This is a genomic window from Streptoverticillium olivoreticuli subsp. olivoreticuli, from assembly GCF_003391135.1.
GTDB classification, from domain to species: domain Bacteria; phylum Actinomycetota; class Actinomycetes; order Streptomycetales; family Streptomycetaceae; genus Streptomyces; species Streptomyces blastmyceticus.
In genome coordinates this window covers 5,802,097-5,823,842 of sequence record NZ_CP031455.1, presented here as the reverse complement: position 1 = coordinate 5,823,842, position 21,746 = coordinate 5,802,097, and the positions used below count along the sequence as shown (strand labels likewise).

18 protein-coding genes and 1 pseudogene are annotated in these 21,746 nt (G+C 73.5%); 8 read left to right on the top strand and 11 right to left on the bottom strand.

The window, feature by feature from the left end; genetic code table 11:
- Window positions 1-189: 189 nt before the first annotated feature.
- The gene (locus DXZ73_RS25865; RefSeq protein WP_116213442.1) at window positions 190-1,530 is read right to left on the bottom strand and encodes an alpha/beta fold hydrolase; all 1,341 of its coding nucleotides are present in this window, start codon (window positions 1,528-1,530) and stop codon (window positions 190-192) included.
- Between the two features lie 146 nt (window positions 1,531-1,676).
- Here DXZ73_RS25865 and DXZ73_RS25860 point away from each other — a divergent pair.
- The 3 genes and pseudogenes from DXZ73_RS25860 (at window position 1,677) to DXZ73_RS25850 (ending at window position 5,538) form a co-directional block, all read left to right on the top strand.
- A pseudogene (locus DXZ73_RS25860) lies at window positions 1,677-3,062 on the top strand (helix-turn-helix domain-containing protein).
- 405 nt (window positions 3,063-3,467) lie between these two features.
- Window positions 3,468-4,178 carry a response regulator gene (locus DXZ73_RS25855; protein WP_116213441.1) on the top strand — a complete coding sequence of 237 codons (711 nt, stop codon included), beginning with the start codon at window positions 3,468-3,470 and terminating at the stop codon, window positions 4,176-4,178.
- 211 nt (window positions 4,179-4,389) lie between these two features.
- Window positions 4,390-5,538 carry a sensor histidine kinase gene (locus tag DXZ73_RS25850; RefSeq protein ID WP_240351489.1) on the top strand — a complete coding sequence of 383 codons (1,149 nt, stop codon included), beginning with the start codon at window positions 4,390-4,392 and terminating at the stop codon, window positions 5,536-5,538.
- Between the two features lie 37 nt (window positions 5,539-5,575).
- Here DXZ73_RS25850 and DXZ73_RS25845 read toward each other — a convergent pair whose 3' ends face one another.
- On the bottom strand, window positions 5,576-5,944 hold the full coding sequence (locus tag DXZ73_RS25845) for an STAS domain-containing protein (protein WP_116213440.1): 369 nt from the start codon (window positions 5,942-5,944) through the stop codon (window positions 5,576-5,578).
- 406 nt (window positions 5,945-6,350) lie between these two features.
- Between DXZ73_RS25845 and DXZ73_RS25840 the strand changes: the two genes are divergently transcribed.
- Together DXZ73_RS25840 and DXZ73_RS25835 are read left to right on the top strand one after the other, a co-directional pair.
- Window positions 6,351-6,914 (top strand): sigma-70 family RNA polymerase sigma factor, encoded by a 564-nt coding sequence (locus DXZ73_RS25840; protein ID WP_116213439.1) that lies wholly within the window; start codon window positions 6,351-6,353, stop codon window positions 6,912-6,914.
- The gene (locus tag DXZ73_RS25835) at window positions 6,911-8,059 is read left to right on the top strand and encodes a maleylpyruvate isomerase N-terminal domain-containing protein (protein ID WP_116213438.1); all 1,149 of its coding nucleotides are present in this window, start codon (window positions 6,911-6,913) and stop codon (window positions 8,057-8,059) included. The genes DXZ73_RS25840 and DXZ73_RS25835 overlap by 4 nt, the downstream gene beginning before the upstream one ends.
- Window positions 8,060-8,087: 28 nt before the next feature.
- On the opposite strand, the gene purU is transcribed toward DXZ73_RS25835, so the two are convergent.
- The 3 genes from purU to DXZ73_RS25820 all read right to left on the bottom strand — a co-directional run bounded on the left by purU (window position 8,088) and on the right by DXZ73_RS25820 (window position 11,043).
- Complete coding sequence (purU, locus tag DXZ73_RS25830; RefSeq protein WP_116213437.1) at window positions 8,088-8,972, bottom strand: formyltetrahydrofolate deformylase; 885 nt, start codon at window positions 8,970-8,972, stop codon at window positions 8,088-8,090.
- A gap of 57 nt (window positions 8,973-9,029) precedes the next feature.
- A complete protein-coding gene (locus DXZ73_RS25825) occupies window positions 9,030-9,476 on the bottom strand; it encodes an SCO4402 family protein (protein ID WP_205519368.1) in 447 nt (148 codons plus the stop codon).
- A 118-nt stretch (window positions 9,477-9,594) separates the two neighbouring features.
- Window positions 9,595-11,043 carry a hypothetical protein gene (locus DXZ73_RS25820; protein ID WP_116213436.1) on the bottom strand — a complete coding sequence of 483 codons (1,449 nt, stop codon included), beginning with the start codon at window positions 11,041-11,043 and terminating at the stop codon, window positions 9,595-9,597.
- 443 nt (window positions 11,044-11,486) lie between these two features.
- Between DXZ73_RS25820 and DXZ73_RS25815 the strand changes: the two genes are divergently transcribed.
- A complete protein-coding gene (locus DXZ73_RS25815) occupies window positions 11,487-11,789 on the top strand; it encodes a hypothetical protein (protein ID WP_116213435.1) in 303 nt (100 codons plus the stop codon).
- A gap of 134 nt (window positions 11,790-11,923) precedes the next feature.
- Here the strand turns inward: DXZ73_RS25815 and DXZ73_RS25810 are convergent, their stop codons facing one another.
- Entirely contained in the window at window positions 11,924-13,312 is a 1,389-nt protein-coding gene (locus DXZ73_RS25810) for a transcriptional regulator (RefSeq protein WP_116213434.1), read from the bottom strand.
- Window positions 13,313-13,641: 329 nt separating this feature from the next.
- Between DXZ73_RS25810 and DXZ73_RS25805 the strand changes: the two genes are divergently transcribed.
- Window positions 13,642-14,313, top strand: a complete 672-nt coding sequence (locus tag DXZ73_RS25805) for a bifunctional DNA primase/polymerase (RefSeq protein ID WP_425315921.1) — start codon at window positions 13,642-13,644, stop codon at window positions 14,311-14,313.
- A gap of 46 nt (window positions 14,314-14,359) precedes the next feature.
- On the opposite strand, the gene DXZ73_RS25800 is transcribed toward DXZ73_RS25805, so the two are convergent.
- The 3 genes from DXZ73_RS25800 to DXZ73_RS25790 all read right to left on the bottom strand — a co-directional run bounded on the left by DXZ73_RS25800 (window position 14,360) and on the right by DXZ73_RS25790 (window position 17,960).
- Window positions 14,360-15,772 carry an FAD-dependent monooxygenase gene (locus DXZ73_RS25800; RefSeq protein ID WP_116213432.1) on the bottom strand — a complete coding sequence of 471 codons (1,413 nt, stop codon included), beginning with the start codon at window positions 15,770-15,772 and terminating at the stop codon, window positions 14,360-14,362.
- A 123-nt stretch (window positions 15,773-15,895) separates the two neighbouring features.
- Window positions 15,896-16,759 carry an alpha/beta fold hydrolase gene (locus tag DXZ73_RS25795; protein WP_116213431.1) on the bottom strand — a complete coding sequence of 288 codons (864 nt, stop codon included), beginning with the start codon at window positions 16,757-16,759 and terminating at the stop codon, window positions 15,896-15,898.
- Between the two features lie 508 nt (window positions 16,760-17,267).
- The gene (locus tag DXZ73_RS25790) at window positions 17,268-17,960 is read right to left on the bottom strand and encodes a metal-dependent transcriptional regulator (protein WP_116213430.1); all 693 of its coding nucleotides are present in this window, start codon (window positions 17,958-17,960) and stop codon (window positions 17,268-17,270) included.
- Between the two features lie 196 nt (window positions 17,961-18,156).
- On the opposite strand from DXZ73_RS25790, the gene DXZ73_RS25785 reads away from it, so the two are divergent.
- Window positions 18,157-18,912 (top strand): SIS domain-containing protein, encoded by a 756-nt coding sequence (locus DXZ73_RS25785; RefSeq protein WP_116213429.1) that lies wholly within the window; start codon window positions 18,157-18,159, stop codon window positions 18,910-18,912.
- Between the two features lie 17 nt (window positions 18,913-18,929).
- Here DXZ73_RS25785 and DXZ73_RS25780 read toward each other — a convergent pair whose 3' ends face one another.
- Window positions 18,930-20,333, bottom strand: coding sequence for a PAS domain-containing protein (locus tag DXZ73_RS25780; protein ID WP_240351488.1), 1,404 nt, complete (start codon window positions 20,331-20,333; stop codon window positions 18,930-18,932).
- 373 nt (window positions 20,334-20,706) lie between these two features.
- Window positions 20,707-21,411, bottom strand: a complete 705-nt coding sequence (gene pdxH / locus DXZ73_RS25775; protein WP_116213427.1) for a pyridoxamine 5'-phosphate oxidase — start codon at window positions 21,409-21,411, stop codon at window positions 20,707-20,709.
- Window positions 21,412-21,746: the final 335 nt, after the last annotated feature.

The window sequence follows — 21,746 nt, the reverse complement described above, 5'->3', positions numbered from 1 at the left end:
AGTCGAGTTAAGGCGCCGCTCAACGTAGGGGCTCGGGAGGAACTGGGCAATGGTTGCGGCGCAAGTGACGACTCGGAAAGAGGCGGGAACTTCCGGTGCGTCACGGGGAGTTATCACTCCGGTACGGCCACCCGCCGGTCCGTACCGGCCATGAGCACCACGGTCACCACCACCCGCCCCGAGCCACGGTCACCCGTCGTCCCGTACGAGCGTCAGCAGCCGGTCCAGCACCACGCGACCGCTCGCCCGTACGCCGTCGTGCTCGTATTCGTCGGTGACCCAGGTGCGCAGGCCGCCGATGGCGCGGGCGGTGCGCAGGGAGTGATCGGTGTCGACGTAAAGGTCGTCGTGATAGATCGCGGCGGCCACGGGGACGGTGTTGCGGGCGAGGCGGTCGGGGTCGTAGAGGGGCGTCCAGCCCTTGCGCTCGGCGAGGAGTTCCGCGGTGTGGCGCAGGGGGCGCAGGGCGGGGTGGGTGCGCAGCATCCAGGGGTGGACGGTCTCACCGGTGAAGAGGAAGCGCGCGCCGGGCTCGAAGTGGCGGTCGAACTGCGGGAATTCGGCCCGTACGCGCTCGGCGGACCAGTGCGTCGCACGCCCGTCCTGGGCATAAATGGCCTCATGGAGGATCGCGTAGAGCGGGCAGTGGGCGCGGGAGAGCACCGCGGCGACCGCTTCGGCGAACGCGTCGGACAGCCGCGGGCCCGCGACCGTGTCCACGAAGGCGTCCTCCAGGAGGTAGTGCAGCCGGTGCGAGCCGTCGCCGGTGCCGAGCAGGATGCCGAGCTGCTGGAACGCCTCGACGGTGAGCAGGGTGCCGTCGGGCAGCACCTCCTCGCGCCCGGCGAGGTGGGCGGCTATGCGCCGGGCGGCGGCCTCGTCGCCGGGGTAACGCGCGTAGTGCGCGAGGTTCTTGCGCTCCATGCGCGGATAGGCGGCGCGGTAGACGGCGTCCGGGTCGGCGTCGAGCGAGGGCAGGCCGCCGGTGATGATCACCTCCGCGAGCCCCTCGGGGGCGTACGAGAGGTAGGTGACCGCGCAGAAGCCGCCGAAGCTCTGGCCGAGCACGGTCCAGGGCCGCCCGCCGGTCAGCCGGGGGCGGATCAGCTCGCAGTCGCGGACGATGGAGTCGGCCCGGAAGTGGGCGAGGTAGTCGGCCTGTTCGGCGGGCGTGCCGCGGAGCGGGAGCGTCTGGCGGCCGGCGGGCGTGGAGCGGCCGGTCCCGCGCTGGTCGAGGAGGAGGACGCGGTAGTCCTCCAAGGCGCGGTCGAGCCAGTGCTCCCTGCCGACAGGGCGGCCCGCGGCGAAGCCGGGCCCGCCCTGGAGGTAGACCAGCCAGGGCAGGTCGTCGTGCTCGCGGCGGGTGGCGACGACCTCGCGGGCGTAGAGCCGGATCGTCGCGCCGCCGGGGTCGGCGTGGTCGAGCGGCACGTCGAAGTGGTGGTCGGTGAGGACGAGTCCGGGCTGCCGGAAGGTGGCCGTCCCGGCGGCTCTCGTCGTGGCGGCCGCCTCGCGGACGGTCTCCGGCATGGTTCTCCACCCTCATTCGGACGGGCCCGTCGGATGTCGGCCGGACATCGGACAGGCATCAGTAAGACATCGGACAGCCGTGAGCGGTCCCGGACGGGTTTGACTCACCGCGTGCATCGCACGGCGTAACCTACCGAGGGGCACCAGTGGCGGAGAACAGCACCCACGGCATACGGGCGGACGAGCCCGCCGACATCGGGCGGCGCGTGCTGCGGCTGCGCACGGAGAAGGGCCTCACCCAGCGCCAGCTGGCCGAGCCCGCCTATACGGCCGCGTACGTCTCCACCCTCGAGGCCGGGCGGGTGCGCCCCTCGGAGAACGCCCTGCGCCACCTCGCCGAGCGCCTCGGCACCACGGTGGAGGAACTCGCCACCGGCCGGCCGCCGCACCTGGCGACCGGGCTGCGGATGCGGCTGACGGACGCCCGGCGGACGCTGGCCACCGGAGCGGCGCAGGACGCGGCGGAGCAATTCCGCGCGCTGCGCGACGAGGCCGCCGGGCTGACGCTCGTCACGGAGCAGAGCGCCGCGCTCCTCGGGCTCGGCGACTGCGCCCTGGAGACCGGCGACCTGGTCGAGGCCCGCGACCACTTCGCCGCCGCCGAACAGCTCCTCGCGGACGAGCCGCTGCCGCGCCGCGTCCCCGCTCTCCGGGGGCGCGCCACCGCGCACCTGCTCGCCGGTGAACTGCGCTACGCCTGCTATCTGCTGGAGACCGCCGTCGACGAGCTGAACGCCTCGGGGATGCACGATCCGGACGCGCTGCTGCTCCTCTACACGGCCTCCATCGCGCCCTATATGGACATGGGGGCGCACGCACGGGCCGTGCACGCCGCGGAGCTCGCGCTGGCGCTCGCACCCAAGGTGGACGACCCGGCGCTCGTCGCGGGGATGCACCGGGGAGTGGCCCGTACGCTCATCGCCGAGGGGCGCATCGCCGAGGCCGACGCGTCCCTGGCCTAGGCGCAGGAGCTCTACCTCCAGCTGCACATCCGCACCGAACTCGCCCACTGCCACTGGATGCGCGGCTACGTCCGCGCGCAGGACGGCGACCTGAAGGGCGCCGAGAGCGAGCTGCGCACGGCCCGGGACATGCTGGCGTCCAAGCGGGCCGCGCTGTTCACCGTGCAGGTCGAGGTGGAGCTGGCGGACGTGCTGCGGCGGCGCGGCAAGACCGGCGAGGCGGAGCGGCTGCTGCGGCCCCTCCTGTCGCCCTCGGCGCTGGGCGCCGAGCGCGGCGCCGTCCACGCGGGCGGCGCGCACCGGCTGCTGGGTCTGATCGCGGAGGAGCGCGGCGAGACCGAGACCGCGGAGGAGCACTACTGCTCCGCCCTGTCCCTCCTGGAGCGCACCGGAGCCGCGGGCGACCTCGCCGACCTGTGCCGGCTGCTGGGCGATCTGCTGCGGCGTACGGGCCGGACGGAGGCGGCCCTCGACGCGTACCGCACGGGCCTGGGGCACCGCGCCGCGCCGGGGACGACGACGCTGGGGCCCGCGCCCACGGAGCCGCCCTTCCGGGGCGGGGTGCTGTAGCGGGGCCTTCCGAACCGCATATTTTCACCCCGAATTTTTCCGGTCGCGGCTCTCACGTCACAGGCCGCCGCTTGTGGGGGACGCGGCGGCCTGCGACCGCGAGCTGCCCGTGCCGTCACCGGTGGGGCGCGCGGGCGCGCCACGGGCGGCCGGGCGTACCGACGCGGGTCCCGGCATGGTGCAGCATGGACGTCACTCTGCCGGGCGATGCGCCCGGACGGTATCCGTCCCGGGTCAGAGCGGCACCCCCTCCGGTCGGCGGGGGTGCGTCACGGAGCGGACAAACCGACGACTGGAGCCTTACGCTCCGTTTCTAGCGGTCCGCACCGGAACGGTGCGGCAGGCTGGAGATCCGCCGGGTGGTCCGGACCGGCGGACAGAGCGCACAGGAAGAGGTAGCTGTCGGTGATCCGTGTTGCGGTGGTGGACGACGAGCAGCTCGTCCGGTCCGGGCTGCGGATGATCCTGGGCACGGCCCCGGACATCGAGGTCGTCGCGGACTGCGGCGGGGGCGAGGCCGTGGACACCGTGCGCGGATCCGCCCCGGACGTCGTCCTGCTCGACATCCGGATGCCGGACGTCGACGGCCTGACCGTGCTGCGCGGCCTGCGCGACCTTCCGCGGCCGCCCGCCGTCGCCATGCTCACCACCTTCGACGCCAACGAGTACCTCGCGGCGGCGCTGCGCGGCGGGGCCACCGGCTTCCTGCTCAAGGACACCGACCCGGAGCAGCTCGTCCAGGCCGTGCGCACCCTCGCGGCCGGTGGCAGCGTCCTCGACCCGGGCGTGACGCGCGCGGTCATCGGCGGCTACCTCGCCGCGGAGGCCGAGTCGACGGCCGCGCGGGCGGTGGCCACGCTGACCCCGCGCGAGCGCGAGGTCCTCACCCACCTCGGCGCGGGCCTGGCCAACCCCCAGATCGCCGAACGCATGGGGCTGGCCCCCAGCACGGTCAAGGACCACGTGCGCGCCGTCCTCGGCAAGCTGGGCGGCCTCAACCGCGTCCAGGCCGCGATCATCGCCGACCGCGCGGGCCTGGTCGCGACCCCCCGCCCGGCCCCCGCCCGCGCCCCGGCCCGCCCGGGCGACCACCCGGCGCCGCGGGACGCGCGGTGAGGCACACCGCGGCGGGCACACGGCGTGGCGACACGGCGGCGGCCGGACGGGGACCGCGCCGCGTGCCCGTGGACGTACGGGCCCGGTGCGCGAACCCGGCACACGTGGCGGACCACAGCGCACGGCGCGGGCCTGTGGACGCGGGCGGGCGCAGACCGCGACCCGCACGCGCGGCCCGGCCGGCCCCGCCTGCACCGTCCAGGAGTCCGCGGTGATCGGGAGAGCGGGGCGCCGGCTGCCCGCGAGGGTGCGGTCGGCCGTGCCCGTCCTCGTGCCCGCGCTGCTCGCCGCCGTGGACGCGCTGCTCGTCAACGGCGCCGGGTTCGGCCTGGGCATGGGCATGTCCCTGCTCGCCGCGGTGGCGCTGCTGTGGCGGCGGCGGTTCCCCGTTCTCGTCTTCCTGACCACGCTGCCGGGCATCTACATCGGCTACATCTGGTTCGCCCCGATGATCGCCCTCTACACCGTGGCCACCCACCGCACCGACCGCCGGCTGCTCGGCGCCGCCGGACTGCTGCTGGCCGTCGCGCACTTCGTGCCGTACCCGGTCTCCGACTTCTCCCTCTCCGACCGCCGCCAGACCGCCCTCCTGCTCGTCGACGCGCTGGTCACCGCCGCGACCCCCATCGCCCTCGGACTCCTCACCCGCACCCGCCGCGAACTCGCCACCCGGCTCGACGAGCTGACCCGCAGCCGCGCCCGCGAGGACCGGCTCCTCGCCGACCAGGTGCTGGCCACCGAACGCGCCCGGCTCGCACGGGAGATGCACGACGTCGTCGCCCACCAGGTCAGCCTGATCAGCCTCCAGGCGGGCGCCGTGCAGATCAGCACGCGGGACGCGCAGGCGCGCGAAGGGGCCACGAGGATCCGCGAACTGTCCGTGCGCACCCTGGAGGAGCTCCGCCACATGGTCGGCATCCTGCGCGCAGCGGGCGCGGACACCGAGGAGCTCACCCCGCAGCCGAGCCTCGCCGATCTGCCGCGGCTGATCGAACTGAGCGCGCTGGACGTCACGTACGACAGCGAGTGCGACCCGGCGGCGGAGCGCTCGGAGCCCGTGGAGCGCGCGGCCTTCCGCACGGTCCAGGAGGCACTGACCAACGCCCGCAAGCACGCACCCGGCGCGCGCGTACGCGTGCGCGTGGCCGAGACAGGTACGGGGACGGCGGCGCCCGGCCTGCTGGTCGAGGTGCGCAACGGCCCGCCGGACGCGGCCGCGGCCGCGCCGGACCTGCCGGGAGGCGGGCACGGTCTGGTGGGCCTGCGCGAGCGGGCGCAGAGCCTCGGCGGAACGCTCCAGGCGCACCGGACGGAGGACGGGGGCTTCGTCGTACGGGCGGAACTCCCCCTGGGGAGTTAGGCGCCCGACGGAGCCCCGGCCGACGCCCGAAGAACCGCTAGGCGGAAAGCGGCTCTTCGTGCGTCGCCGTCGCCAGGTCGGGGTAGATGTCGAAGAGACGGCGCACCCCGAGCGCCGCGAGGACCCTGTTGATGTGTGATCCGTCCGCACCGCCCTGCGCAGGCAGGATGAGTCTCAGCCGACCCTGACAGGAGCGCATCAGACGGCGGGCGGCGATCAGCACGCCGACGCCGCTGGAGTCGCAGAAGCGCACCTCGGCCAGGTCGAGCACCAGACTGCGGCGGCCCTCCGCGACCGCGTCGTGCACGCGTTGCCGGACCACCGGCGACGTCACCAGGTCCATCTCACCGGAGACCAGGAGGACTGCCCAGTCTCCCTGCTCGGCGTCCTTCACCTTCAGCGTCACGCGCTCGAAGCCCCTTCGCTCGGTTTCTCGTTCCCCGGAACGGACCCTTCCTCGGTTGCGGCTGCCCGACCGCTCTTCCGTGAAACGCCACAGCGCCAACCGGCCCTCAACGAGCCTATGCCCAGCTCGAACCCCGAATTCTCCTGGATCCGGTCACACACGCATAACACATCGGCACATTCGCGCACGTACGATCTATAACGATCGGACAATGGTGCGGAAAGTGACCGGGGCAATACCATCCGCAGCCACCGAGGGGCCTGCTTTGCCGCAAACGCGTCTGCGTTGTCACACCCGGCGACTAGATTCGAGAAGCATGTGACGCCGAGCACAAGCACGAGCGATCATCAGTACGAGCCACGGCACGGGCCACGCGACGACGGCAGGGACGCACGGAGGGGGCGGCATGGCGACCGACGCACCACCCAAGTGGGACCGCAAGATGCAACAGCGGCTCGCGCACGGTGAGGCGGCGGCGCTCGGCGAGCTCTACGACCGCTTCGCCTCCCTCGTCCACACCCAGGCCCAGCGGGTGCTCGGCGACGAGAGCGGCGCCGACCGCGTCACCCGCGAGGTCTTCGGCTATGTCTGGGAGCACCCCGGCGCCTACGACCCCAAGCAGGGCTCCCTGCGCTCCTGGATCGCCGCCCTCACCCACCAGCAGGCCGTCGAGCGGCTCCGGCGGGCGAAGAGCGACGACCGGAGCAGCCCGGAGGAGATCGAGGAGAAGGTCCGCGCGGCCTCCGCCGCCGCCCGCGCCGACTACATCGTCACCTCCATGCCCGCCCCGCTGCGCGCCGCCCTGGACCTCGCCTATCTGCGCCGCCTCGACTACCGCCAGGCCGCCGCCCACCTCGGCGTCACCGAGGACGAGGCCCGCCGCCGGCTGCGGCTCGGGCTGCAACTGCTGTCCACCGCGCACCACGGGCCCCGTGTGACCGCGCCTCGCACCCACGGAGGCGCACGATGAGCGGCACCGCTTCGGAGACCCGCCGGCCCCAGGCGACCCACAAGGTGCTCAAGTCGCTGCTCGGCGCCTGGGCGCTGGCCGCCTGCTCCAACGAGGAGACGGCCGCCGTCGAGGAGCACCTGACCGACTGCGCCACCTGCGCGGACGAGGCCGTGCGGCTGCGGGACGCGGTCGCGCTGCTGCACCCGGAGGACAGCCTCGACCTCGACCCGAGGCTGCGCTCCCGGGTGCTCGCCTCCTGTCTGGCCCGCCGCCCCGCCCGCGTCCCCGTGCCGGACTGGGCCGCGCCCTACGACGCCGAGACGGCCCGGCTCGACGCCCTGCTGCGCGACATCGGCGAGGCGGAGTGGCGGGCGCCGGTGCGGCTGAGGTGGTTCGACGGCGAGCGGCCCGTGGCCCGCGACCTCTCGGCGGCCGCCGTGATCGGCCATCTGATGGCCGTGGACGGCCTCGTCGCCGCCGCGCTCGGCCTCCCCGACCCCGTGGGCCCCGGCGCCACCGACTCGCCCACGGAGCGCACCGAGGCGCTCTGGGCACACCAGGCGGCCTCCGGCGCGCCCGACCGGCACGGCCCCGGCACGGCGCACGCGGCCTGGCGCGACCAGAGCACGGCGCTGATCCGCGGCGCGTCGTTCGCCGCCGACGAGGTGGCGGAGCTGCCCGTGTCCTACGGCGCGTTCAGCCTGCCGCTGCGCGACTCCTTCGTGGACCGCGCCTTCGAGTGCTGGGTGCACGCCTCGGACATCGCGGAAGCCGTCGACTATCCGTACGGCCCGCCCGCGCCCGGCCACCTCCGGCACATGGTGGGCCTGGCGGCGCGGATGCTGCCCGTCGCCCTGGCGGGCCGCCGCCGGGCCGGGCTCGCCCCACCGGCCCGCACCCTGGTCGCGGCGGGCGCCCCGGGCCGCACGCTCCATCTGGAGGTCGAGGGCAGCGGCGGTGGCCATTGGTACGTCCCGCTGGACTCCCCGGGCGCCCTCGGTTCACCCGAGGGGACGGTGGCGCACGTCGCGCTGGACGGCATCGAGTTCTGCAGGCTGGCCGCGGGCCACATACCTCCCGAGGACGCGGCCGTCGGCCGGACCGGCGACAGCGAGGCCATCGAGGACGTCCTCCTGGCCACCGCCTCCCTCTCCCGGCTGTGACCGGAGCGGGCGGAACGGGGGCGTCCGCCTAGGCGAAGACGACCGTCCGCCGGCCGTTGAGGAGCACGCGGTGCTCGCTGTGCCACTTCACGGCACGGGCCAGCGCCTGGCACTCCACGTCACGGCCGATCGCCACCAGCTGGTCGGGGGTGACGCCGTGACCGACGCGCTCGACCTCCTGCTCGATGATCGGGCCCTCGTCGAGGTCGGCGGTCACGTAGTGCGCGGTGGCACCGATCAGCTTCACACCACGCGCGTGCGCCTGGTGGTACGGGCGGGCGCCCTTGAAGCTCGGCAGGAAGGAGTGGTGGATGTTGATGATCTTCCCGGAGAGCACCTTGCACAGGTCGTCCGAGAGCACCTGCATATAGCGCGCCAGCACGACCAGCTCGACGTTCTCCGCCTGGACGAGCTCCAGCAGCCGCGCCTCGGCCTCCGCCTTGTTGTCCTTCGTCACCGGGATGTGGTGGAAGGGGACGCCGTACGAGCCGACCAGCTCGGCGAAGTCGGTGTGGTTGGAGACGACCGCGGCGATCTCGACCGGCAACGCGCCGATCCGCGAGCGGAACAGCAGGTCGTTGAGGCAGTGCCCGAACTTGGACACCATCAGCACGATGCGCATCTTCGCGTCGGCCCGGTGGATCTGCCAGTCCATCCGGAAGGAGTCACCGATCGCCGCGAAGCTGGCCCGCAGCTTCTCCAGCGTCACCGGCGCGTCCGCACCGAAGTGCACGCGCATGAAGAAGAGCCCGGTGTCACGGTCGCCGAACTGCTGGCTGTCCTCGATGTTGCAACCGGTCATGAAGAGATAACTGGACACCGCGTGCACGATGCCCTTCTTGTCCGGGCAGGAGAGGGTGAGGACGTACTGTTCCGGGGCCCCTTCGGTGACAGGGGACTGCGAGGCGTTCATAGCCCAATAGCGTCGCACACCCGGCGGCCCCTCCCGACCGCGCCGGCCGCGGCCCGCTCAGCGGGCGCCGGTGGCCAGGGCCAGGATCTCCAGCGAACGGGGCGGCGCGTCCGGGTCGTCACCGTCGTTCGCCGCCAGCCGGACGTGCGCCTCACGGGCGGCCCGTACGGCGTCCGGCCAGCCGTGGTGCTCCAGATACGCCGAGACCGGGGCGTCGGCCCCCACCTGGTGCATGATCCGCAGCACCCGCAGCACGGCGACGTCGACGACGGCGACCTCGGCGGAGTCCCGGAAGATCGTTCCGAGGTACTTCTCGGCCGACCAGTTGTCCAGCCAGGTGTCCTCGACCAGCCGGTAGACGGCGTCGGTCACGTCACCGAATCCCGCGCGCCCGGTCAGCCAGCACTCCTGCTGGAACACCGGGTCGGAGAGCATGTGCAGCGCGGAGCGCACGTTCACGCGCCAGCGCCACCACGGCATGTCATTGAGCGGCATGCCGTCCATGGTGGTCGAGCGGCGGCCGCGGCGGGGAGACTTCTCCGAAGCTTGCACGCGTCCGATCGTACGTTCCCCTCCCGGGCCCCCGGTCGGGGGTCCGGGCACGGCCACCCGCCACCCGCTGCTACAGCTGGGTCCATTTGTGCTGGGACAGGTGGTATTTCCTCGCGATCGGGTTCCACAGGTCGGCCGCCTTCTTCTTGGCAGCCGTCGCGTCGTCGCTCGCCTTGTCGCCCGCCGTACTGTCACCCGTCGGCTTCGGACGGCCCTTGACGCAGCCGCCCTTGCCGCCCGCCTGCCCCGCCCACGCCGCGTAGTGGCTGTCCGCCGCCGACGACGACTGCCAGGCCTTCGTCAGCTGCGCCGACAGCTCCGCACTGTCCGGAAGCTTGTCGACCGAGGTCTGCTGAAGGCGGGTCACCAGGCCGTCGCGCTGCTTCGCCGCGTCCCGGAGGTCGCTCGCCGACTTGTCGAGGTCCTTGCAGCTCCGGGTCGAGTCGACCGCCTTGATGACGGCGTCACGGCTGTTGTTGCTGTCCTTGAGGAGCGCGTCCAGCGCCTTCGCCTGCGCGAGTGCCGGGTCGTCGGCCTTGGGCGCCGGCTCCTGCTTGCCGCTGTCGGCCGACTGCTCGGGGGCGGGCGAGCTCGACGCCGTGTTCTGCTGGTCGCTCTTCTTGTCGTCGCCACCACCGCTGAGCAGCGCACCGGCGCCGAGCCCGGCCGCGGCACAGGCCGCGACGACGATGCCGACGATCGCGGCGGTCGGCAGCTTCTTGCGAGGCGCGGGGGGCTCCTGGGGCCGGGGCCGGGGCGGCGGGCCCGCGTGGGGGCCGCGCGGCGGCGGCACCTGCTGCCGGGGACCGGGCGCGGCGCCGCTCTCCCGGAACAGCCCGTCGAACTCGGCCGGCGGCGGCCGCTCCCCCGTCTGTGCGAAGGCCGCGCCACCGGCCTGGGGTATGTGCGGGGCGGCCGGATCCGGGCGGCCGGACGACACCGGCGGCAGGTACTGCGTGGCGGCGTCGTTGGTCACCGGGGGCAGGTACTGCGTCGCGGCGGACTCCTGCACCGGCGGCAGGTACTGCGTGGCCGCGCCGTTGTCGACCGGCGGCAGGTACTGGGGAAGCTCGGGCCCGCCCGGCTGCGGGGGAATGAGCTGCGTGGCCTCGCCGTGCGGGCCCGCGGGCACGGGCGGCAGGTACTGCGTCGCCGCGGACGCGGCGTCGGGCAGCGGCCCGCCGCCCACGGGCGGTATGTACCGGGTCGCCTCGTTCGCCGAGGTGGGCGGCAGGTACTGGGTCGCCTCCGACGCGGAGTCCCGCACCGGCGGCAGATACTGCGTGGCCTCCGGGGCACCCGGCGCATGGGCGGGCGGACGCGGCGCACCCGGCGGCGCCTCCGGCGGCAGCGGCGCACGCTGCGCGTCCGGCCCCCAGGGCTGACCCCACGGGCGGCCCGGCGCCGGGGCCTGGTGCCCGTCGGCGCCCCACGACTCCTGCTGAGCGGGCAGCACGACACCCTCGCGCGGCGCCTGCGCGGGAGGCTGCGGCGCGTTTCCCTGTCCGCTCTGCGTCACCGGGACTCCTAGCTGTACGGGACTTACGGAAGCGTCGGCTCACGCTACCGGTCGTCGTACGCCGGTGCCATGTCCGCTGGGTGCGGTTGCTTTTGTGGGTGCGGCTTGTTCGCGCCTGCGGCGGGGCGCCCTTGGGGGTCCCCCCGGACGGAGTCTGGGGGAGCGGCCTCAAACGCCGGCCGGGCTGGGATTGTGGTGCCGGGGCGTGACCTCCGGGGCAGGGGTCCTGGACCGTATATTTACGGCGCGTTGCCCCGAAGTGCGCTGATTGCCCCGAAGTTGCGCCGCAAATAGCACGTCAGCGTCCAGGACCCCCACCCCTCCCGCCGTGGAGATCGAATGCATCCGCCAGGGTCGCTTGTCAAGCGCGTGTGCGTGGGGTTGCGGGGTGCCCTAGCGTGCTCCCAAGTAGCCAGGAAACCATGGGCAGAAGGAGGGGAAGCGTGGACGAGGAGGAGGACCGGCGGCTGCGGGCGATCGCACCGGAGATCTCCCACACCACGATCGGCCTGATGCGGAAGGTCGTCGGACTCGAACCGGCCGAGCGGGTGCCCGAGGAGGCCATGCGGGTCGCCGACGAGGTGCTCGCCAAGCACGGCACCGACGGTCTGCGCGTACTCATCATGAGCCTGTCGGGATGGATGGCGGTCGGGATCGAGAACGTCGCCCACCTCACCCACCAGACGAACGAGGCCGTCATCGACAGCATCGAACTGACCTGCCTGGAGGCCAACCCCGACGGCTGACCTCCGGCGAGAGGGGCGGGGCCGCAGGGGCGGGGGTCCCCCGGCCCCACACCCCGGCCCGGTGGGGGCACGAGAGCGAGGCCGCCCGCCGCAGGCGCGAACAAGCCGCACTCAACGGAAGGCTCAGCCCCCGACTACGCCGCCACAACCTCCAAGCGCGCCCCGAACTCCCTCACCACCGGCTCCTCCCGGTACGGCGCCAGCCTCTGCTGGAAGTCGTCGAGATACTCCGCGCCCCGGTTGGAGCGCAGCGTGCCGAGCAGTTCCAGGGCCCGCGTGCCCGTCGCGCACGCCTCGTCCACGTCGCGCTGCTGCACCTGTGCCGTGGCCAGCAGCAGCATTCCGATGGCGCGGCGGCGCACCCGCCCCTCGGGGTGGCCCGCGATGGCGTCCTCCGCCTGGCGCCGCGCCTGGTCGGCCTGGCCGAGGTCGCGGTGGCAGTGGGCGAGTTCATCGGCGAGGTAGGCGTGGTCGAAGTGCCGGATCCACGGCGGGTCGTCGCCGGTGTCCTTGCCGGCGCCGGCCTGTTCGAGGTGGTTCAGGGCCCGCCCGGCGGCGGTCTGGAAGGCGCGCGCGTCGCCCATGAGCGCGTGCCCCCGTGCCTCGGCCGCGCAGAACATCGCTTCAGCGCGCGGGGTGACCTGCCCCCGCGCCCCTTCCTGCGCGGCCTTGGCGAGTTGGGCGATCTCCCGTGGGTTGCCGAGGGACGCGGCGAGGTGGCTCATGCCCGCCGCCAGTACGTATCCGCCGTAGCCGCGGTCCCCGGCGGCCTGGGCGAGCCGCAGGGCCTGGATGTAGTAGCGCTGGGCGAGCCCCGGCTGGCCGGTGTCGACGGCCATGTACCCGGCGAGCTCCGTCAACCGGGCGACGGCAGCGAAGAGTTCACGTCCGACGGATTCCCGGTACGAGCCGGCGAGCAGCCCGGAGACGACGCTGTTGAGGTAGTGGACGACGACGGGCCGGACGTGTCCGCTGCCGTAGCGGTGGTCGAGCTCGACGAGGGCGTCGGTGGTCGCCCGTACGGCCTCGACGTCGGAGGCGCCCACGCGGGCCCCGGCGTTGCGCGCGACCTGGGGGTCGGCGCCGGTGATCAGCCAGTCGCGGCTGGGCTCGACGAGGGCGGAGGACGCCACGGACGTACCGCTGAGGAAGTCCCGCCGTCCGACATCACTGCGCCACAGTTCGCAGACCTGCTCGATGGCTCCCAGTACGGTCGGGGAGAACTGGAGGCCGACGCCGGACGCGAGGTTCTTGCCGTTGGCCATGCCGATCTCGTCGATCGTGACCGTACGGCCGAGCTTGCGGCCCAGCGCCTCGGCGATGATGCCGGGAGCGCGGCCGCGGGGCTGCTGGCCGCGGAGCCAGCGCGCTACGGATGTTTTGTCGTACCGCAGGTCGAGGCCGTGCTCGGCGCCGCACATATTGACGCGGCGCGCCAACCCGGCGTTGGAGCAGGCTGCTTCCTGGATGAGCGCCTGCAGCCGTTCGTTCGGCTGCCGCGCCACGAGTGGCCGTGCGGCCATGCTGTACCCCCTGAGACTGCTAAGCGTTCGCGGCTCGCGCCGCGAGATGCGGAGAAGCTGAGACAGCTGCTGAGAGCGCCTTCCCCTGTGATCTTTGCCCCCTGAATGTCCGGAGAATGCGGACTTAACGGTAATGACAGCAAAGGCGGTAATGGCCAAACAATGACTGTCTCGCCCTTTCGCCTCGGAGGTGGCTACCCACCTGGGCGGGGAACCCGCGCCTGCGCCCCCGTACATGCATCCGTGCGCCCCATGTGCATATCCGACCGCCACCGACAAGCCCGACCCTGAGCCGTAACCCCTCGTGACAAGGGGGAGTTGTGAAGGACGTGGAAGAGACCATCGGAGTAGTAGGAGCACCGCTCGTCCCCCAACAGCGCGGCGAGCGGCTGCTCGACGCGGCTGTCCGGTATGCGGAAGAACGGCACTGGGACGTCTTCGCCGGCACCTGGCTGGAGGCCGAGGAGGGCCGGGAGCGCTGCTCGTGCGGCGAACTCGGCTGCCCCGCCCCGGGTGCGCACCCCGCCCGCCCCGACTGGGCGACCCAGGCCACCGGGAGCGCCGTCGCCGCCCGCCGGATGTGGGCCAGGCAGCCCGACTCCTCGGTCCTGCTGCCGACGGGGCGCACGTTCGACGCGCTGGACGTGCCGGACACGGCCGGGTGCCTGGCGCTCGCCCGCATGGAGCGGATGGGCACCCCGCTGGGGCCCGTGACCTGCACTCCGTACGGCCGGATGCTGTTCTTCGTGCTGCCCGGCGGGGCGTTGAAGGTCGGAGACCTCGCGCGGAAGCTGGGCTGGCACCCCTCCACGCTCGACCTGGTCGCCCGCGGCGAGGGTGACTACGTGGTGGCCCCGCCGACCCGGATGGGCTCGCGCGGCTCGGTGCTGTGGGCGCGCGAACCCACCGCCGCCAACCGCTGGCTCCCCGACGCGGAGGAGCTGGTCAGCTCGCTGGCGTACGCGTGCGGCCGGGACGCGGCGGACGCCCGGCGCAGGTGACCCCGCCCGGACGTCCCCGTTCCGCGGCACCCGCGCCCGGCCTGTGTCACGACACCTCGGCCACGTGCCCGTCCGGCCGCACGAGCAGCGTCAGCGGCAGCGCGTCGGCCCGGGTCACCGTGGTGACGTCCGGCTCGGGCCCCGCCTTCGCGCCGCGCGGCAGGACGCGTACGTACGCACCTGCGCGCAGCGCCTCGTACAGCCTCGACGGGCCGTCGGCGGTCTCGGCCAGCGGCAGGTCGGGGGCGCGGCGGCCGGTCATCGGGTGGGCGCCGGGAGGCGCGGGGTAGTCGATGCCGATGCCGGACACCAGGCTCGCGCCGCGGTCGACGGCGAAGGGCAGGGCGCCGACGGCACCGGCCGCGACATCGCGCAGGGCGCGCCCGGCGGGCGAGCCGATGAGGGCGGCGCGCACGATGGCTCCGCTGAGGCGGAGGATCAGCTTGCCGACCGGGTGGCGTTCGTCGTGGTAGCTGTCGAGCAGCGCGTCGGCGGCCCGCCCCTGGAGGACGGCGGCGAGCTTCCAGCCGAGGTTGGCGGCGTCCTGGAGCCCGGCGTTCATGCCCATGCCGCCCGCGGGCGAGTGGACGTGCGCGGCGTCGCCCGCGAGGAGGACCCGGCCCTCGCGGTAACGCGGCACCTGCCGCTCGTCGCTGTGGAAGCGCGAGGTCCAACGGGCGTCACGCATACCGAAGTCGGTGCCGAAGGCGTCGCGGGTGACGGCCCGCAGATTGTCCATGTCCACGGGCACGTCCGACGGCAGGCTGCTGCCGCGCTCCCAGGCGATCGCGCGGTACCAGCCGTCGCCGAACGGCACCAGGAACGCGAAGCCGCCGGTTCCCGCCTCGAACGCGGGCAGTCCGGGCGGCTCGGTGTCGACCCGGACGTCCGCGAGCATCACGGACCGCAGGACGGACTTCCCCGGGAAGGGCATCCCCAGCGCCCGCCGCACGGCGCTGTGCACCCCGTCGGCCCCCACCACATACGCGGCGCGCAGCCGCCGGGTCTCCCCGCCCTTCTCGCGCACGTCCACGTCGACGCCGTCGGCGTCCTGGCGCAGCCCGGTCACCTCGGCGCCCCGCCGGATCTCGGCGCCGAGGGCGACGGCGCGCTCCTCCAGCACGCGCTCCGTCTCGTACTGCGCGGTGAACAGGACGCCGGGGAAGCGGGTGGGCAGCCGGGTGAGGTCGATCCGGCCCCGCCCGAAGAGGCGCACGGAGCCGGTGAACGTCCCCGTGGCCAGCAGCTGTTCGGCGATCCCCCGGGCGTCGAACAGCTCCAGGGTGCGCGCGTGCACCGCGAACGCCCTGGTCAGATTGGACTCCTCGGCCCGCCGCTCCAGCAGCGCGACCCGCACTCCGGCGGCGGCGAGGTCCCCCGCGAGCAGCAGCCCGGTGGGGCCGGCGCCGACGACGAGGACATCGGCGGACAGGGACGTGGAAGGCAGCTGGGAGGACATGGTGTCTCCTCGGGTGCGCACGGTCGGTGCTCGGTGAGCCGTACCTCCAGTGCACACCCGCCGCCGAATTATGTCAACGCTTGTTGAATTAATCCCGGGCCGGGCCGGAGGGCCCGCTCCCGCCTACGCCGGGAGCGCCGTCTCCAGAAAGCGCTCGACCACGCGCCGCCAGGCGTCCGGCTGGTCGTAGTGGACGAAGTGCCCCGCGTCATGGACCTCCGCGTAGACCCCGCGCGGGAGCACCCGCACCATCTCGTGGGCCTCGGCCCGCCCCAGCTCGCCGTCGAGCCCCCGGACGACCAGCGTCGGGCACTGCACCAGCGCCAGGTCCTCCCAGTGCGCGTCACGTGCGTACGTCTCGCGGGCGATCAGCATCTGGCGGCGCGAGAAGACCGGGCGCCAGCCGTCGGAGCGCTCGGCCATCACCTCGGCGTAGAAATCACCGCGGGCGGGCTTGGGGCGCTCCAGGGCCGGGTCGTCCTCCCCGAACCACTTGCGGACGTCCGCGAGCGTGGCGAAGGGCACGGGCCAGGACTTGAACCACTCGCCCCACTCCCGCCGCCCGGCCACCCCCAGCGCGGAGGCCCGCATCTCGCAGATCACCAGGGCCCGCACGAGGTCGGGGCGGCGGGCGGCGAGCTGCCAGGCGGTGAGGGCGCCCATCGCGTGACCGATGAGGGTGACGGGCGCGAGGCCCAGGCGCTCGACGGCGGCCTGGGCGTCGGCGACATACGCCTCGCGGGTGAAGGGGCCGTCGACGGGGCGCTCGCTGCGGCCGTGGCCCCGCATGTCCAGGGCGACCGCGCGATGGCGGGTGGAGAGCCAGCGGGCGGTCTCCGCCCAGTGCGCGGCGCGGCCCATCAGGCCGTGGAGCAGCAGCACCGCGCCGGGGCCGCCCGCGCCGTCGCCGCCCTTCGGCGGGTCGGCGAACTCCCAGGCGGCGAGCCGCACTCCGCCGCTTCCACTCACGTCGATACGCCGCGCCATGAGCCTGGCACCCCCTCTTCTCCCCCGAGCAGCTCCACTGTATAGAACTGGTATTCGAACACTCGGCCGTCGCGCGCAACACCCCTCGTTCGAGTGACCTTGCAGAAGGGTTGACCGGCGGAGCCCAGGGGAGTAATCGACCTGGGCGTGGACCGCTCGGGGAAGAAGGTCCACGGGGCGGACCCTGGGAGCTCGGGGCTCCGGGTCGCCACGGGGGTACATGGGGAGGCGGGGCCCCGGCAGCTCGCAAGGGCGCCGGGGCCCTCGCCATGACCGTCCACCGACCTCATCGGAGCCCCTCCCCAGGACGACGGCGCGCCGCGCATATGCGTCAGCGCCAGCGTGGCACGCGAATGGGCGCTTCGCGCCCTATACGCGGAGTCCGGGCCTGAGTTGGCCGTCGGCCAAGGGTCCGTCGCGACCGCGGCGCGTCAAGGGCCCGGGGAGGAGCCCCGGGAGCCCGCGGGCAGCCGGACCGGCCGCCCGTCACCCACCGCGCCGCCGTCGGCTACCTCTTCGCCACGAACACGTGCGTGGCGATGTCCGCCTCCAGCTCCGCCGCCTCGCCGCCGCTGCCGACGAGGACGCCGCCCGCGGACTCCGTCACGCTGACGACCGCGCCCGGCTGCACGCCCGCCCGGCGCAGCGTGTACATCAGCTGGGGGTCCGTCTGGATGGGCTCGCCGATGCGGCGGACGACGACGGTCTTGCCGTCGGCGCCCGGCTCCAGGTCCATCAGGCTGACCATGCCGTCGTTGAGGAAGGGGTCCGGCTCGGGCTTCTCGCCCAGCTCCTCCAGGCCCGGGATGGGGTTGCCGTACGGCGACTCCGTCGGGTGGCGCAGCAGCTCCAGCACGCGCCGCTCCACCGCCTCGCTCATCACGTGCTCCCAGCGGCAGGCCTCGGCGTGCACCTGCTCCCACTCCAGGCCGATCACGTCGACGAGCAGGCATTCCGCGAGCCGGTGCTTGCGCATGACGCGCGTCGCCAGCCGGCGGCCCTCCTCGGTGAGCTCCAGGTGCCGGTCGCCCGCGACCGAGACCAGGCCGTCACGCTCCATGCGCGCCACCGTCTGGCTCACCGTCGGGCCGCTCTGGTCGAGCCGCTCGGCGATGCGGGCACGCATGGGGATCACACCCTCCTCCTCGAGCTCGAGAATGGTGCGGAGATACATCTCCGTGGTGTCGATCAGTCCGGACATGCGTGCCCCTTGATAAGTCGTGCGCTGGCCCTGGACTCAATTCTGACGCATATCACCGACAACGGTGCCGCGGACGGCCACGCCCGCCGCCGCCGTATTGACAGGGCCCAGGTCCAGACCGCAACGTGATCCGCGCCACGAGCGTACGCCCAGACGGTACGCGCCACCGGATCCCTAGCTAAGGAGCCCCGCAGCGATGAGCGAGAACAAGCTGGCCGGGCAGTTCTTCGACGCCGCGATCGGGCTGCTCCAGCGGGTGCGCGACGAAGAGGCGGGGCACATCGCCGAGGCGGGATCCGTGCTGGCCGACGCCGTGGCGGCCGGGGGCAGGCTCTTCGTCTTCGGCGCCGGGCACTCCTCGCTGCCCGCGCAGGACGTCGTCTACCGCGCCGGCGGCCTCGCCCTGATCAACCTCCTCGCCGTGCCCGGTGTCATCGGCCTCGACGTCATGCCCGCCACCCTCGGCAGCGCCCTGGAGCGGGTCGACGGCCTCGCCGGGGCGGTGCTGGACACGAGTCCGGCTCGGCCCGGTGACGTACTGATCGTCATCTCCCTGTCCGGGCGCAATTCGCTGCCCGTCGAGATGGCCATGAACGCCCGCGCGCTCGGGCTCACGGTCGTCGGCGTGACCTCGCTCGCGTACGCCGAGCACACCAGGTCGCGGCACACGTCCGGGACGTTCCTCAAGGACCACTGCGACCTCGTCATCGACAGCAAGATCGGCATCGGTGACGCGGAACTGACCGCCGACGGCATCGCCGCGCCCTTCGGGCCCGCGTCCACGGTGGTCACGAGCGCGCTGATGCAGGCGGTCGTGGCCTCCGCCGCCGGGGAGCTCGCCGCGCGGGGGATCGACCCGCCGATGCTCCGGTCCGGGAACGTCGACGGGGGCCACGAGTGGAACGGCCGCGTCATGGACGAGTACGGCGACCGCATCTTCTTCCGCCACTGACCGCTTCCGCGGACCCCTCACTCCCCCGTCGCCACCGCCAGGTCGACCGACGCCGCCACCCGTGAGGCGATGTCCTCCGCGTACGTCGCGTCCGCCCGGTCGAAGGGGCGGCGGGACGGGCCGCGCAGGAAGGTGACCACGCCGACCGTCCGGCCCCGGCTGCGCAGGGTCGTGGACAGGGCGTGCAGGGTGCCGTCGGGCCATTTGCGCGCCGCCGCCCACCCCTCGGAGCAGTCCGAGACCGCCCGTACGCTGCCGCAGCGCTCGACCGCCTGGAGCGCCGGGTGGCCCTCCGCATACGGGACCGGGATGCCGCCCCGGACGGTCGCCGGGGAGGCGGCCGGGCCGGGCATGCCGGCGGGCGTGGCCGCGGCCCGTACGAGCCTGACCGGCTCGCGCGGGGTCGCCTCCGGCTCCGGCAGCAGGTCGACCAGGGCGTGGTCGGCGAAGCCCGCGAGCGCGAAGTCCAGATAGAGGGTGGCGGCCTCCATCGGGTCCTCGCACTCGGCGACCGCCCGGCCCGCCCGGTGCAGTTGGCTGCTGCGGAAGCGCAGCCGCGCGCTGTCCTGCTCCACCAGCCGTGCCGCCGTCACGTCCAGGAACAGCCAGGCCACCCCCAGCGGCACCGGCTCCTCCGCCAGCGGCGAGGCCAGCCGCAGGAAGCCGCTGCGCCAGCAGCGCCGCTCCGGCGGAGCCCCGCCCTGGTCCCGCAGCGTCACCCACAGATCGGTGGGAGCGGGCGGCGCACCGGCCGCCAGTACGTGCTGGAGGGCGCCCTCGATCTCCTCCACGCCCTGGTCCAGCAGCTCACCGAGGGGGCGCCCCAACAAGGCCGTGCGCCCCGAGCGCAGGGCGCGCGCCGCGTGCGCGTTGGCGAGCGCCGGGCGCAGGTCGGCGTCCACGAGGACCACGCCCCACGACGCGTCCCCGAACAGCGCCTCGCTCAGGGCGATCGACCGTTCCAGGTCGATCTGGGTGTGCACCTCGCTGAAGGCGCAGTACGCGCCCGCGGGCCTGCCGTCCGCGCCGGGCACCGCCGACAGCTGCGTACGGACCAGGACCCGCCCGCCGTCCTTGGTGAGCAGCGCGAACTCGTGCACCTGGCGGCCGTGCGCCCGCATCGCGGCCATCAGCCGCGCGGTGACCTCCTCGGCGTCCGCGGAGCGCACCGCCCAGCCGGCCAGCCCCTGCCGCCCGACGGCCTCGGCCGCGGTCCAGCCCAGTATCCGCTCGGCCTCGCGGTTCCAGTGGGTGACCGTGCCGTCGGCGTCGAACGCGCACAGGGCCGCGTCCATGCCGTCGAGGAGCGCGGCGAGAAGGTCCGAGTCGTCGCAGTCGGCGCCGGGGACGGAGCCGGACCCGGACCCGGGCCCGGCGAGTGCTTCCGGGCGGGCAGGCCCGGACTGGTGTGGTGCGGTCACGAGGTACCCCCAGCTGGACGCGTCTGCATGTCCTGCACGACGGGTCATTCAACTCGACCGTGCTGGGCACCACACCGACTTCGGAGAAATCGTTGCCCACAGGAAATTGGGTTGTGGGCCCCGGACGCGCTTCCTAGGGTGGTGCGCACACGAGAAGGGAGGTGGTTCGGAACATGATTTCAATCCGGACGCGTGAGGTGACTGCGGGCTAGACGCCCGTCGTCGCGCATTGCGCAGCGCCGGCGTCGCCGGCCAATCCCGAGCAGTCACCCGATCCGTGGGCTGCCGAGTCGTCCGCTCGGCGTTCGTCATGACGACGAACAGTGGCCCACGGATCGCTGCGTTTCGAAAGCCCCTGCGGGTTTCGAAGCCCCTACGGGCAGAGGCGCTCCACCCGCCAGCCGTCGCCGGACCGCACATAGCGCAGACGGTCGTGCAGCCGGTTCTCCCGCCCCTGCCAGAATTCCACGGATTGCGCGGTCACCCGGAAACCGCCCCACCCCGTGGGGACCGGCACCGGTTCGCCCTCCGGATAGCGCGCGGCCAGCCGCTCGTACGCCGCGTCGATCTCCGCGCGCGAGCCGACGACCGTCGACTGCGCGCTCGCCCACGCGCCGAGCTGCGAGCCGTGCGGGCGGGAGTGGAAGTACGCGGCGGTCTCCTCCTGGCTCACGCGCTCCGCGGTGCCCGTGACGATGACCTGCCGGGCGAGCGGGTGCCAGGGGAAGAGCAGGCAGACGTGCGGATTGCCGTCGATCTCACCGGCCTTGCGCGAGCCGTAGTTGGTGTAGAAGACGAAGCCGCGTCCGTCGTAGCCCTTGAGCAGCACGGTCCGTGCGCTGGGCCGTCCTTCGGCGTCCGCGGTCGAGAGGATCATGGCATTGGGTTCCTGGAGCCCGCTCGCGAACGCCTCGGCGAACCAGACGGCGAACTGCTCGTACGGGCTCGCGGCCAGGTCCGCCTCCAGCAGGCCCGTGGAGCCGTACTGCTCGCGCATGGCGGCCGGGTCGAGGGCGCCCGCGTGGAACTCCGGTGCGTGGAACTCATCGGCGTGGGTCACGCGCCCATCTTCCAGCATCCGCCCGCTTCCCCCACTCGGGCGTAGCCGCTCAGTTTGCCCGGTGCGGGCCCTCGCCAACCCCTCGATCGGCAAAACCCGCGGTGTGCCGGACATCACCCTTCCCCGCGTCTGTCCGGACACCCCAAAATCGCAGGGCGGGAGGCTGTGGGACCCGCACATCACCAGCTATCGTGTCCGGCCTGAATCCGGCACCCGGCGCCCGCGAAGGGCCGGGCGCGGAGGCCGGGTGAAAGCCAGCCGCACGGGGCATGACCGGGTTGACCGTTCCGGACCGCGAGCCGCGCCGAGCGGCCGTGTAACCGGCCCGGCACCCGCTTGTCGCACACATCATG